This is a genomic window from Leptothoe sp. LEGE 181152 (assembly GCF_032906605.1).
Lineage (GTDB): Bacteria > Cyanobacteriota > Cyanobacteriia > Phormidesmidales > Phormidesmidaceae > Leptothoe > Leptothoe turfae.
Window position 1 is genome coordinate 1 of the sequence record NZ_JASATU010000037.1, and the last position, 12816, is coordinate 12816.

Annotated in this window: 13 protein-coding genes; 5 read left to right on the forward strand and 8 right to left on the reverse strand. The window is 50.4% G+C overall.

The window, feature by feature from the left end; genetic code table 11:
- Positions 1–110: 110 nt before the first annotated feature.
- The 8 genes from QGP82_RS20265 to QGP82_RS20300 all read right to left on the reverse strand — a co-directional run bounded on the left by QGP82_RS20265 (position 111) and on the right by QGP82_RS20300 (position 5394).
- Positions 111–389, reverse strand: coding sequence for a hypothetical protein (locus QGP82_RS20265; protein ID WP_499060798.1), 279 nt, complete (start codon positions 387–389; stop codon positions 111–113).
- A 183-nt stretch (positions 390–572) separates the two neighbouring features.
- Positions 573–695: a hypothetical protein gene (locus QGP82_RS20270; RefSeq protein WP_499060799.1), complete on the reverse strand. Its 123-nt coding sequence runs from the start codon at positions 693–695 to the stop codon at positions 573–575.
- A 90-nt stretch (positions 696–785) separates the two neighbouring features.
- The gene (locus tag QGP82_RS20275; RefSeq protein WP_499060800.1) at positions 786–914 is read right to left on the reverse strand and encodes a hypothetical protein; all 129 of its coding nucleotides are present in this window, start codon (positions 912–914) and stop codon (positions 786–788) included.
- A gap of 440 nt (positions 915–1354) precedes the next feature.
- Positions 1355–1942, reverse strand: coding sequence for a Uma2 family endonuclease (locus tag QGP82_RS20280; RefSeq protein ID WP_499060801.1), 588 nt, complete (start codon positions 1940–1942; stop codon positions 1355–1357).
- 111 nt (positions 1943–2053) lie between these two features.
- Entirely contained in the window at positions 2054–3202 is a 1149-nt protein-coding gene (locus tag QGP82_RS20285; RefSeq protein ID WP_163664269.1) for an ABC transporter permease, read from the reverse strand.
- Positions 3203–3264: 62 nt separating this feature from the next.
- Complete coding sequence (gene argB, locus QGP82_RS20290) at positions 3265–4134, reverse strand: acetylglutamate kinase (RefSeq protein ID WP_163664270.1); 870 nt, start codon at positions 4132–4134, stop codon at positions 3265–3267.
- 60 nt (positions 4135–4194) lie between these two features.
- Positions 4195–4761 carry a shikimate kinase gene (locus QGP82_RS20295; protein ID WP_163664272.1) on the reverse strand — a complete coding sequence of 189 codons (567 nt, stop codon included), beginning with the start codon at positions 4759–4761 and terminating at the stop codon, positions 4195–4197.
- A 51-nt stretch (positions 4762–4812) separates the two neighbouring features.
- Positions 4813–5394 carry a DUF3038 domain-containing protein gene (locus QGP82_RS20300; protein WP_499060802.1) on the reverse strand — a complete coding sequence of 194 codons (582 nt, stop codon included), beginning with the start codon at positions 5392–5394 and terminating at the stop codon, positions 4813–4815.
- Positions 5395–5696: 302 nt separating this feature from the next.
- Between QGP82_RS20300 and QGP82_RS20305 the strand changes: the two genes are divergently transcribed.
- The 5 genes from QGP82_RS20305 (at position 5697) to QGP82_RS20325 (ending at position 12673) form a co-directional block, all read left to right on the forward strand.
- Positions 5697–6833, forward strand: coding sequence for a tetratricopeptide repeat protein (locus QGP82_RS20305; RefSeq protein WP_163664275.1), 1137 nt, complete (start codon positions 5697–5699; stop codon positions 6831–6833).
- Between the two features lie 226 nt (positions 6834–7059).
- Positions 7060–8481, forward strand: coding sequence for a hypothetical protein (locus QGP82_RS20310; protein WP_163664277.1), 1422 nt, complete (start codon positions 7060–7062; stop codon positions 8479–8481).
- Positions 8482–8624: 143 nt separating this feature from the next.
- Positions 8625–9950, forward strand: coding sequence for an FxLYD domain-containing protein (locus QGP82_RS20315; RefSeq protein ID WP_499060803.1), 1326 nt, complete (start codon positions 8625–8627; stop codon positions 9948–9950).
- 208 nt (positions 9951–10158) lie between these two features.
- On the forward strand, positions 10159–11670 hold the full coding sequence (locus QGP82_RS20320; RefSeq protein WP_499060804.1) for a UbiD family decarboxylase: 1512 nt from the start codon (positions 10159–10161) through the stop codon (positions 11668–11670).
- Positions 11671–11728: 58 nt separating this feature from the next.
- Complete coding sequence (locus QGP82_RS20325) at positions 11729–12673, forward strand: bestrophin family protein (RefSeq protein WP_163664283.1); 945 nt, start codon at positions 11729–11731, stop codon at positions 12671–12673.
- The last annotated feature ends 143 nt before the right edge of the window (positions 12674–12816 follow it).

Below are 12816 nucleotides of genomic sequence, written 5' to 3' on the forward strand. Positions count from 1 at the left end.
AGCTTTTGATGACGGGTCTCAAAATCCCAAAATCCTTGTTGTCCCATCAGAAGTCTCCCTGTCAACCCTAATCCGTAACCATGATCTCATATTGAGACTCTATTTTTGAATTAATCGAGGTGCCCTTGAGTCTTGTTCTTTGAGTAGGATAGCTTGCTAAGAATTTTTACTGCATTAGAAATCTTTTCTTCTTCTTTAGACATTAGATCTTCTGTTGTGATTTTGACAAATCGTCTAATGCTGAAGCCATTAGGAATATTTACCTTTAAAGCTCCTGAATTCACTAAATCAGAAAGCTCTTGGGCAACTTTGAGTCTTGCCTGCTTTTCATTGCGACTGTTGTTGAAAAACAGATGCTCTGGACAATATGGTGCAGCATAATAAGGCATGTTTTATTAATTTGGCATTGGTTTGAACTATTTGTTTGAACAGCTTTATTAGGCTAGCGTTCGAGTAAAGGATTTTTTATAGGTAGTTTAACAGTCTTTACTTCTCATAGACTGACTCATAATATTTGGATATTATTTTATTTCAGTAAATTTGGGTATTATTCAAAGTTGATTGGTCAGAAACTACAAACGCAGTTCCTTACGAAATTCATTTGCCGCATCTAATCGAGATGTCTGCCCCATCAACACACAGCGAGTCAGTACATCTATATCCAAGCCTGCAAGTTCTGGGATCTCACTACGCATAATTTTCATCTAATCACCATTCTTCAACCGATAAAGGCTAAACAACCCATCCTGTCAAAACCACACCTCAGGAATACCCAATGCCTGATATCACGCTAGTTTATTCAGCCCTCCACTGGTAAACACCACCTCGATTACCAAATGCTGAAACTTTGACCAGCTAATGCCAGAATACACAATCTGCTGATCGTTGACCGTACGAGAAAGGGTTTGCGTCATGGTTAGATACCATTAGCTCAATGTCCTGGCTTTTATCCTAGCTGATTACATCAATCATGCTTAGAAGCAGTTTTTCCGTTTGACCTCTCTGTATCGCGAAGATTATAAATTGGCGATAATGTCGGAGGGGGCATCCACAAGGGAGTTTCCCTACGTGGGGTTTCTATTTTATCCCCTGCATGAAAAATCCCCGATACAAAACCGATAATTCTGTAGGGGTGGTGCCTTGTGCCCACCCTGGGATAACGGATGCCATTCACCAGAATTCCGTAATAATAAATTGTCCTATGGCCTTTCAGAATTGTGAGGATCGTCAATTTGTAACCATGTCGAAAGGGGCATCCACAAGGGAGTGCCCCTACGTCGTGCCATAATCTTTGACCCCAATTCAAACCGACCACCCTGGGATAACGGGACGCTATATCTACAGCTAAAGCCTTCTACAGACCGGCCCGCAGTACCTGAGTAGCTGTTAAATCCACTACAGTAAATTGAGACGACAGTAATACCTGATCACCCTCAAACTTACGTTCCTGATAATCCCCATCCACCAGCGTTAAGACACAAACAACCTCTGCCACTGGGTCGATAATCCAATACTCCGGCACCTTGAGTTCTGAATATTCCTGTCGCTTCTCCACATAATCCCGCTCTCGCGATTTCAGATCCGTATCACTGCTAGATACCACTTCCACCACCAAATCAGGTATCGGCATTCCCAACCGCAACAACTTACCATCCCGCAAAATTGCAGCGGCAGACTCTTCCGAATGCACTACTAAATCTGGTTCTCGCGCCGACGCTTTCTCAGATGTAACCTCTAGCTGATGACCAACAGCAAGTCTGTAATACGGAATCCCTAACCGCAAAAAATAACTCACCAAAAACATGACGATGGTCTTATTAATCGGGCTCTCGGTTGGCATCTCCACTAACACCCCGTTGACCAACTCATAACGAGCGTCTGTACCATCGTCATAGGTCAGATACTCTTCCAGAGTTAGGGTTTTATTCGTAGCAATCGTCATGGGGGTTACCGGTCGCGATTGACTCTAGGATAGCGTGTGTACGGGGTTGGACTCCGCTCACCCCTCGGTCCTGTCGCTGGGTGAGCGGAGTCGAACCCAGCAGTCCAACCATTATTCCTCCAAACTACGTGGATCCAACGCATCCCGCAGGCCATCGCCCAACAGGTTAAAACACAACACCGTAATCACAATCAACGCTGCCGGAGGCCAAATCAACCACGGATGCAACACCAAAATCGATGCATTTGTTGCCGAAGATAACATGTTGCCCCAGGATGCATCCGGCTGCTGAATGCCTAGACCAATAAAGCTTAGGGCCGACTCCGAGAGAATATAACCCGGAATTGCCAACGTTGCTGAGATAACCACATAGGTAGCTGTCTGGGGCAAAATGTGTCGCAAAATGATGTGCAACGACCGCCCCCCCATGGCCTGACTCGCCTGCACAAAGGTGCGTTCTTTTAGTGACAACACTTCACCGCGAATAATCCGTGCTAGGCCTGTCCAGCCAATGAACGACAGAATCAGAACAATTAGTAAGAATCGCTGGGAACTGCTGAGACCCGCTGGTAACACCGCCGCCAGTGTGACCAACAAGAAGAAGCCTGGAATGGTCATAATCATTTCAACCAGGCGCATGATCACCGTATCAACGGTACCGCCAAAGTAACCAGAAATGCCGCCCACCAATAGGCCCAGGGGGAACGTAATCATAATTCCCACAAGACCAATGCTGAGACTAATGCGACCACCGTGGATCAATCGGCTGAGCTGGTCTCGGGCTGACTCATCGGTACCAAAAATATTCCACTTACCTTCACCAACGGTGCCAAACACATGACGGTCAAAGGTAAACCCTTTGAAGAGTTCTGTCTCTTCTAGCTGCATGGACTCTTCAAAGGAAATGCTTTTCACAAAGGGTAGCTTTAGCTGAAACAGCTTATATTCTGACCCTTTAACCCACAACCGAATCGGTGACGGCTTTGAAAAATCTGTTGCAGTTACTCGCTCACCGGTTTCAATGTCTACCGGTCCCTGGGTCACTGGATACACATGGGGACCAATAAACTGCCCAGATACCTGATCCGTCCAATACACCGTAGTCGGCGGTAACAATGACCCACTGGGCTGCTGCTCGTAAGGATTATAGGGAGCCGTTATCTCTGCAAATGCTACCGTCAGGTAGAAAATAATCAGAACCGTAGCGCCAAACCGGGCCAGGGAGTTTTGTTTGAGTTTTTTCCACCAGGTAGCTGACATATCTAAGGTTGGAGGAATAGGGTGCAGGGTTTGTAGTTAAACTGCAAACCTTGCGCCCTATTCTAAGCTGTCTGATGCGAGGCGACTAGCATTGTGCCGATGCCGGAGTTGGTAAAGGTTTCGAGGAGGAGTGAATGGGGCACCCGCCCGTCAATGATGTGAGTACCGCGGACGCCCTGGGCCAGGGCACGAACGCAGCAGGTGACTTTGGGAATCATGCCGCCGGAAACGATGTCGGCATCGATCAATGCACGGGCTTCTTGAATGTCGAGTTTGTTATAGAGCGTAGAGGCGTCGTGGTAGTCCTTGAGGATGCCGGGGGTGTCGGTGAGCAGAATCAGCTTTTCGGCACTGAGGGCGGCGGCTAGCTCACCGGCCACGGTGTCGGCGTTGATGTTGTAGGGTTGGCCATTGGTGTCGGCGGCAACGCTGGAAATGATAGGAATGTAGCCTGCCTCTACCAAGGATTTGACAAGCTGAGGTTCGATGCGGGTGACTTCGCCGACAAAGCCGATGCCCTCAGCCGCATGGGGGCGAGCGGTGATCAGATTGCCGTCTTTACCACAGAGGCCAACGGCGCTACCGCCCGCTGCGTTGACTAAACCGACAAGTTCTTTGTTTACCCGCCCCACCAGAACCATTTCCACCACATCCATGGTGGGGGCATCGGTGACGCGCAGACCGTCTCTAAACTGGGGTTCGATGTTGAGCTTGCTGAGCCAGGTGTTAATTTCAGGACCGCCGCCATGAACGACGACGGGATGAATGCCGACACAGGCCATAAATACAATGTCGCGGATGACGTCGTCCTTGAGGCTACTGTCTTTCATGGCGGCACCGCCGTATTTAATTACAACGGTACGGCCACGAAATCGTTGGATGTAGGGTAGAGCTTCGCTGAGGATTTGAACGCGATTGGCGGCGGTTTCCATATGGATTGAAGGGATAGGGAACGAAGGTAGGGACGTTCCATGGAACGTCCACACACGAGGTTAACGGTCGAGGGTGGTGCTGGTGGCAGGGTTTTCGGCAATGACGGTTTGTAGGGTATCGAGGATGCGGGATGCGATCGCATCCACCTTTTCCCCATGCTGATAAACCACCGTCGCATCGGCCTGGGCATAACGAGCCTGGCGCTGCTCTAACAGCGTGGTGAGCTTATGGCGCAGGTCGCCCTCCTTTAACAATGGACGGGACTGATCCCGACTCAGGCGAGCGATCAGTTCATCAACGGCCACATTAATCCACACCACCAGCCCCGATTGTAAATAGCTCCAGTTCTGCTGTTTAATCACCATGCCACCGCCCGTGGCGATGACCGTGTGGGTATAGGGCGCAACCTGGCCTAGCACCTGGGTTTCAATATCGCGAAAAGCCGCTTCCCCCTGCGCCGCAAAAATGTCATTGATGCTTTGCCCAGTGGCCTGCACAATCACATCGTCAGTATCAATAAAGCGGTAGTTGAGAAGTTTGGCCAGGTGTTTGCCGATGGTCGTTTTGCCAGAACCCATCATGCCTACCAGGTATAGGTTTGTACCCTTAAGCAGCTCTGTGGTCATGTGCCATGTGCGTTTTTTGACCCACCCATTATCGGCCTATTCGGGGTCAATCTATTCGGCCCGATCTAAAAGCGCTTGCCAAAGTCGCTGCTGGCCGCCACCACCGCTATAAAATAGCAAATCAATTAATAGCTGAAAGGCAAGTTTCTCCAACACATTGGGCTTCACATCCTCTTCCATCCGTTCAGTATAGGTATTGCTAAACCGATCGAGATAGTCGCCTAAAATCGCCACACGGTGGGGTGGGGTACTGTCTGCTGTCGCCTTTTCTAACGCGGTTACAGCCTGGTGAATGGCCTGCCGATGTTTGCTGGCTAGCTGGGCTGTGGTCAACACTAGCGCCCGCGCCTCATCCACATCCAGTTTTTTACGGCCCTGCCCTTTACGCAAAGGACTCGACTGCCGCAACCGCCACAGGTTTACCCGATCCGATAGGAAGGTGTTGAGTCCGGCGGCTTTGGCCTGGTCTAAAATTGCTTCTGATCCAATGCCCACAAGTGTTTCAAGGGCAATCAGCACCAGGTCAAGCTGGCCCTTAATAGAACGTAGTTGATCAGGGGTAAGGTTAACAGACACCACTAGGCACAACGGGAACACAGTTGGACCGCCAGGGAAACCCAGAATCGGGCGCATCCCATTAAGATCGCACCCTGATCTAGATTAAACAGTCACGTTGTAGTTTAACGTTGCATCGTCTCTAGTTCGCTATCTATCCCTTGATGCCATTGCCCTAAATCATGGATGCACTGTAAAGACTTTATTGAATTTAGTCGAAACTTTATCCGTATCTAATAAGGCCCATTGCGAATGCCTTAACAAGGGACGGGGTCAACCATGGGTTGGGTCAGCATCATTGAGACGATTTCCAATGATCGCTTGCCTATAAACCGATTACGCAATCTACCCTCAGGCAATTGCTAAAACGGAGTAGACTTATGGGTCGCGCTAGCATTATTGAAGCTTATATTCAACGGCTGCTTGAATTGAACCAGCCAGTGACACCAGCCATCCTCGAAGCGATTGCTAAAGAGGTCGGCATTACCAAGGGTGAAATAGAGGCTATCAATGTACAGGTTAAGGGACATCTTAGCCGTGGCCAGAACTATATTGAATTTGGCTACCTGGAGAAGGCTCTTGATGAATTTAATCAGGCTAAAGCTCTAAATCCGATCAGCCTGGACGTTTTGTTTGCTTTAGTGAAGATTTATAACCTTCGCTACAAACAGGATAGTGGTCTGGAAGATCGTCAGGAAGCAATACGTCTGGCTAAGCGATGCATAGAACTACAGCCCCAGAATAAAGAAGCCCAGGCACTGGTGCGGTCTCTACGGCGCAATGCTATTCCTGAAGCAATCTCGTTACAGTCAAAGCCAAACATCTTTATTTTGATTGGCTTTCTAGAAAATGTCTTTAGTCCGACAATGCTCTCTCGTCGAACTAAGACAAAAATTGCCCTGCTAATTCTCTTTCTACAGCAGCCGATTCGTACCCCAAATGCAGCGGCATTGGTCAGTCAGCTAGCACTGCTAGTGGGTAGTGTCGGAATCATTGGTATTGGTTTTATGAGTGTTAGCCGTTTGCCTGTCTTTTCTGACACCATCGTCGAGATCGATCCAGAAGACACATTTTCTGACACCGCTGGACCCACAACGGCCAGTACCGGTAGCTACACCTTTGACCCAGGCCCCAATGTACCGGTGGCCTTTAACTATCCTGGCCTACTGATTGAACCGAGGTTGTCGCGCCTGGGTGAGTATAAAGGAGAGCCTTATTACAAGCTCCATGGCATTGTTATTAATGACAGTGGCCAAGAAGTTATCAAGCTTGACCTGAAGGTGGAATTGTTAGATGGGAATGGCTTGCCGATTTCCATTATTCATCAGGTTAGTGTAACTGACACAAACACCATCATCCGACCTGGCGATACCCGGTCTTTTAGACTCTTTCACAAAATTACGCCAGACTTAATGAGCGTTCGTGTCACTGTGAATGACATTCAGCAGGTTGTTGGTCTCACCACCTATGAGTCCCCCAGTGCTGATAGTTCTACCTGGAGTGCATCTGTCCCCTAGGGCAACAACTTTAAACTGTTGGGTCAAACAGTTTAGTCGCAACCGAGAGAAAAATGGTTCAGATTAAACTGGGACAGGGACACCATCAGCGACAACGGCACCTTGAACAATCTTGATCAAGATCCAATTTGTGCTCCTACCACAAAGACTTTACTCAACTTAGTCACATTTTTATCCTTATTCACTCAGGGGATAGGGAATGCATTGAGTAGACACGGAGTAGATTATGGGTCGAGATCGCATCATTGAAGCTTATATTCAACGACTGCTGGCTTGGGAAAAACCAGTAACGCACGCAACCCTCGCAGCCATTGCTGAAGAGGTGGGGATTACAGATGCTGAGCTGGAGGCCATTAACAACCAGGCTCAGGCACACCTCACCCGTGGTCGTGCGTACATCGAATTTGGCTGCGTTGATGATGCTGTTAAGGAACTCAACCAGGCAGCCAATTTGGATCCGCTTAACCTGGAGGTGCTGCATTCCTTAGCCAATGTCTATAACCTGCGCCATAACCGCACCAAAGACGCCACGGATCGTCAGCGATCGCTCCTCGTTGCCAGGCGTTGTGTGGAACTTAAACCCGATGACAAGGAAGCACTGGTTTTAATTAGCTTTTTAGAGCATAACCCGGCAAAAGGCCCAAAAAACGCCTCTCAATGGACCCGGCAAAAGGTGGCCCTGTTAGCCGGTGGCGCTGCTACGGTCGGCATTGGGTTAATGGGTGTCAGTCGTTTACCCATGTTCTCTAAACCCCCAGCACCCATGGGGCCTGCCCCCGGCACCATCGTTCCAGGGTCAGCCCTGTATGCCTCCGGCGATGCTACCCAGGCCGCTGCTGATACCGCAGCCAGCACGGTAGAACTAGACTTTTCCGCTGATGTGGACATTCCCGTTTTCTTTGACCATGCGGGTCTGGTGCTAGAAGCACGGCTGTCGGAGCTGGGGGACTACGAAAACGAGGTTTACTATCAGCTGCAGGGCATTTTTATCAATGCCAGTGACCAAGAGTTTAGAAGACTTGCGCTGAATGTGGAGTTCCTGGACCGCAATGATGTTGCGATCGCATCCACCAGCAAAGAAGCCATTGCCACCAGCGATGCCATCATTCGCCCTGGCGATACCCACACCTTTAATTTGCTCCAAAAAATTCCCTCAGATTTAGCCAGTGTGCGTCTGGGCGTCACCCATCTAGAGCAGGCCCCCGCCCGCAGAACCTATGTGCCACCCACACCGATCAACTACAGCTGGGAATCCTTAGAATCTGACAGCATCCGCTTTGAACTCGCCAGTCGCAGTGAAGACGTTGGCGTATCCGATATGGCGATACCCACTAAACCTGACAATCTGGACCCGACCGCTAACACCACCGACAAAACGGACGCCGATCAGAAAAAGCCGCCCACAGGTCCGAACACTTTTAATGCTGAATGGGTGATTATCAATACCAGCGATGTCCCCATTCAAAAACTCAAGCTCGAAGCCAACTTTTATAGCGCCAACGATCGGCTTTTACAGAAAGAAGACATCCTGGCCATTCAAAATAACGACGCCCCGCTGCTGCCAGGTGAAATCCGCCCTTTCCGGGTGATTAAACCCATTGTTTCAGGGTATACCCGCTATCAAGTTACCGTAGTGGAGGCAGAATAGGTCATAACGCATTGGTTAACCGCAAACACATTCATGCAAACGATAAATCAGGAATTACCGGCATTTTGTTCGTAATTCTGTGATTTATTGCGTATTGCTATGGTGTAGATGGTGGCGAAATAACCAGGTCAACGGAGTGCCCCATGGGTCGCGAGCAAATTATCGAAACCTATATTCAACGACTATTGGCGTGGGAAGAGCCCCTAACAGCCGATAAACTCAGTGCCCTAGCTGAAGAAGTTGGGTTGAGTTCGGAGGATGTGGCTGCTGTTCAGCAAAAAGCCCAGGACCATCTTGAACGCGGACGCAACTACCTGGACTTTGACTGCCTTGATGAAGCTATCACAGAACTCACCCAGGCAACAGCCCTGGATCCATTAAATTTTGAAAGCCTGCAAACCCTCACATACGCCTACGATCAGCGCTACGGCAAACACAAGCATATCGAAGACAAACAACAAGCCATTGCCCTAGCCAAACGTTGCCTGGAACTGAACCCCAGCAACGAAGACGCGGTCATGTTAATCAGCGCCCTGGAACATGAAGTCAGTGGTCGTCAGCGCCTGCTGTGGTTTGGTTTAGCTGGCCTGTTATTGTTGGGCGGCTTGAAATTCACCGTCGACACGATTGTCAAACGGTCCGAAATCAGACAGCTCACCCAAGACGCTGTCCTTGAGGCCACCCCAGAGCAATCCCCTGGCCAGACCCCAGATCGCCCATCCGCTGCTCCAAACACCGCTGCTGAAGATATTGCAATTGACACCCCAGGCACAGGTACCGCCGTCGATATTCCCATCAGCTTTGACCAGCCCGGTGTCGTTATTGAGCCACGGTTATCTCGGTTAGACAACTACACAGATTCCTCTTACTACACGTTGCAGGGCGTGGTGCTCAACGATAGCGATCAAGAAATCGATAGCCTACAGCTACAGATTGAGTATTTAAACAAAGATGGCGTTGCGATCGCAACCGACAGCACAGACGCCATTGCCGAGAATGACGCCACCGTCCGCCCCGGTGATTCCCACGCCTTTGACCTGATCCAAAAAATCACCCCAGAACTGACCGACGTTCGCCTAAACCTCACCACCATCGACGAGGTTCCCGCTCCGCCCAATTACGCACAAGCCCCCCCCATCGACTACACCTGGAGTTTTCAGCAACCCACCCAGGTGAAGTTTGCACTAGCCACCCGCAGCGAAAACTTCAATCTTTACGACCTCACCGACAGCGCCTTTTTCGATGCCGAATGGAGCGTCACCAACACCGGTGACAGTGCCATTCGCAAACTCAAGCTACAGGCCAGTTTTTACAATACCAACGGAGAACTAATTCTCAACCAAGACATCCTTGCCGTTTACGGCAGCGACGCCCCCATGTTGCCTGGCGAAGTCCGCCCGGTGCGAGTGATTAAATCGATTGAACAAGACTACGCCCGGTATGAAGTCACGGTATTAGAAGCGGAGTAGCCCTCATCTCCCACCCCCTTCTCCCCTGACCAACCCCGCTCATCACTGTGCCAAATCATCCCACCCCGCTCATTTCCTCGCATAATAGAAAATGCGGCTTTACGTTTCGTAAACTTGCATCATCTACCGAGGACCCCCCTTGGTCTCCTCTTCTAAAGGGGGGAAATCTCTGCGGGATTCTCATTACCACAAAGACCCACTTACCCCCATGGCCCGAGATCTCCGCGAATTCATTAACCTAGTCGAACAACGTGGCCAACTACGCCGCATCAAAGCCCTCGTCGACCCCGAGCTAGAAATAGCAGAAATCTCCAACCGCATGCTGCAATGCGGCGGCCCCGCCCTCCTCTTCGAAAATGTTAAAGGCTCTCCCCACCCCGTCGTCGTTAATTTGCTCGGCACCGTAGAACGCACCTGTTGGTCCATGGGCATGGAACACCCCCAGGAGCTAGAAACCCTGGGTAAAAAGCTCGGCATGCTCCAGCAGCCCAAGCCCCCCAAAAAAATCTCCCAAGCCATCGAATTTGGCAAAGTTCTATTTGACGTCGTCAGAGCCAAACCCCAGCGAGACCTGTTGCCACCCTGTCACCAGGTTGTCCTCAAAGGCGACGACGTCGACCTCACCCAAATTCCCATGATCCAGCCCTACCCCCAGGACGGCGGTAAAGTGGTCACCCTGGGGCTGGTGATCACCAAAGACTGCGAAACCGGTATTCCCAATGTCGGCGTTTACCGTCTACAGCTCCAAAGCAAAAACACCATGACCGTCCAGTGGCTGTCAGTGCGGGGCGGAGCCAGACATTTACGCAAAGCGGCTGAGAATGGGAAGAAACTGGAAATTGCGATCGCAATCGGCGTCCATCCCCTGATTATTATGGCTGCCGCCACCCCCATCCCCGTGGATCTATCCGAATGGCTCTTCGCCGGACTCTACGGCGGCAGCGGTGTGCATTTGGCTAAATGTAAAACCATCGATCTAGAAGTCCCCGCCACGTCGGAATTTGTTCTCGAAGGCACCATCACCCCCGGCGAAGTCGCCATTGACGGCCCCTTTGGCGACCACATGGGCTATTATGGGCCGCAAAATGAGCAGGCCCCACTGATCCGATTCAATTGTGTGACCCACCGCAAAGAGCCCATTTACTTAACCACCTTTAGCGGTCGGCCCCCTAAAGAAGAAGCGATGATTGCCATCGCCCTCAACCGCATTTACACACCCATTTTGCGACAGCAGGTTTCCGAAATTGTGGACTTCTTCCTACCCATGGAAGCCCTCAGTTATAAAGCTGCCGTCATTTCCATCAAAAAAGCCTATCCAGGCCAGGCCCGCCGGGCCGCCATGGCCTTCTGGACCGCCCTGCCCCAGTTCACCTACACCAAATTTGTCATCGTCGTCGACCACGACATCAATATCCGCGACCCGCGCCAGGTGATCTGGGCGCTCACCTCTAAAGTAGACCCCACCCGCGATGTGTTTATCCTGCCGGATAACCCCTTTGACTCCTTAGACTTTGCCAACGAAAAACTAGGGCTGGGTGGCCGCATGGGCATTGATGCCACCACCAAGGTACCCCCCGAAACCGATCACCAGTGGGGCGACGAGCTGAAGTCTGATCCAGAGATAGCCGCCATGGTGGAACGCCGCTGGGCTGAATACGGTCTGGGGGATCTAGAGATGGGTGAAGCTGACCCCAATTTGTTTGGCTATGATATCCGCTAGCAATTGACCATTATCAATTAATAATTGTCAATTGTTAATTATCAATTTACCAATGACCATGGCAGAAGATCGTCGACCCTGGTTTAAAACCCTGTTTTGCCTGCGCGGTTCCGTGATTCGGGCGGTGATGCCCAGGGTCGGTATCTGTGTTGGGTTTGCCCTGATCGTAACGCTGTTGGATAACGCAGGCTTTGCCGTTTCCTGGCCAATTTTAGGCGGTGTTGTCCCCAGCATTGTCCTGGGGTTGCTGCTGGTCTTTCGCACCAATGCCTCCTATGAACGCTTCTGGGAAGGCCGCAAGCTCTGGGGCAACATCGTCAATACCACCCGCAACCTGGCCCGCCAAATCTGGGTGTCGGTGGATACCAGCCGCCAGTCTAAGGAGCAGGCGCTGAAATTACTGGTGGCATTTGCGATCGCAACCAAGCAACATCTGAGACAGCAGCCTTGCGCCCATGAGCTGAACCATCTAGTGACTCCCCCACAGCTCGAAAAACTCATGGGTATGAATAGCCCACCGCTAGAAATTGCCTTTTGGCTAGGGGACTATCTACAGGTGCAACAGCTTAAAGGTCGGATTAATGCCTATCAGCTCCAGGCCATGACCTCACAACTAAACAGTTTGGTCAATTCCCTGGGCGGCTGCGAACGCATCCTCAACACCCCCTTGCCCTTGGCCTACTCGATCCACCTTAAACAGCTACTGGTGATGTACTGTTTGGCCCTACCCTTTCAGGTGGTGAGCGAGCTCAACGGGTGGACGATTCCGGTGGTTGCCCTGGTGGCCTTTGCTGTGTTTGGTGTGGAAGAAATTGGCCTGGAAATTGAAAATCCTTTTGGGTGCGATCGCAATGATCTGCCCCTAAATGCCATCTGTCAAACTATGGAGCACAATATCCAAGACCTGATAACCCTGACACCAAGTATCGAAAAAAACGAACAACAACCCTGGCAGATCACCACACTGTTGCCCATGGGTAAAGAAAAACAAAATGTCGAATAGTCGAGGGCCGATCTATCAGTTGCCCAATTTTAAAGCGACATAATTCATAAGAGCTGGTTATGACCGCTTTCTCCAGACCCATTCATCTGCAAATAAAGCAACGGTAATTTTACTGATAAGCCCTTCAATCTACAGATTTCATC

Bases quoted from the DNA above. Each gene is read 5' to 3' on its own strand.
- QGP82_RS20325 (WP_163664283.1), top strand. From the start codon at position 11,729: ATGGCAGAAGATCGTCGACCCTGGTTTAAAACCCTGTTTTGCCTGCGC.
- QGP82_RS20300 (WP_499060802.1), bottom strand. From the start codon at position 5,394: ATGCGCCCGATTCTGGGTTTCCCTGGCGGTCCAACTGTGTTCCCGTTG.
- QGP82_RS20305 (WP_163664275.1), top strand. From the start codon at position 5,697: ATGGGTCGCGCTAGCATTATTGAAGCTTATATTCAACGGCTGCTTGAA.
- QGP82_RS20310 (WP_163664277.1), top strand. From the start codon at position 7,060: ATGGGTCGAGATCGCATCATTGAAGCTTATATTCAACGACTGCTGGCT.
- QGP82_RS20285 (WP_163664269.1), bottom strand. From the start codon at position 3,202: ATGTCAGCTACCTGGTGGAAAAAACTCAAACAAAACTCCCTGGCCCGG.
- QGP82_RS20320 (WP_499060804.1), top strand. From the start codon at position 10,159: ATGGCCCGAGATCTCCGCGAATTCATTAACCTAGTCGAACAACGTGGC.
- QGP82_RS20265 (WP_499060798.1), bottom strand. From the start codon at position 389: ATGCCTTATTATGCTGCACCATATTGTCCAGAGCATCTGTTTTTCAAC.
- QGP82_RS20280 (WP_499060801.1), bottom strand. From the start codon at position 1,942: ATGACGATTGCTACGAATAAAACCCTAACTCTGGAAGAGTATCTGACC.
- QGP82_RS20295 (WP_163664272.1), bottom strand. From the start codon at position 4,761: ATGACCACAGAGCTGCTTAAGGGTACAAACCTATACCTGGTAGGCATG.
- QGP82_RS20275 (WP_499060800.1), bottom strand. From the start codon at position 914: ATGACGCAAACCCTTTCTCGTACGGTCAACGATCAGCAGATTGTGTAT.
- QGP82_RS20270 (WP_499060799.1), bottom strand. From the start codon at position 695: ATGCGTAGTGAGATCCCAGAACTTGCAGGCTTGGATATAGATGTACTG.
- argB (WP_163664270.1), bottom strand. From the start codon at position 4,134: ATGGAAACCGCCGCCAATCGCGTTCAAATCCTCAGCGAAGCTCTACCC.
- QGP82_RS20315 (WP_499060803.1), top strand. From the start codon at position 8,625: ATGGGTCGCGAGCAAATTATCGAAACCTATATTCAACGACTATTGGCG.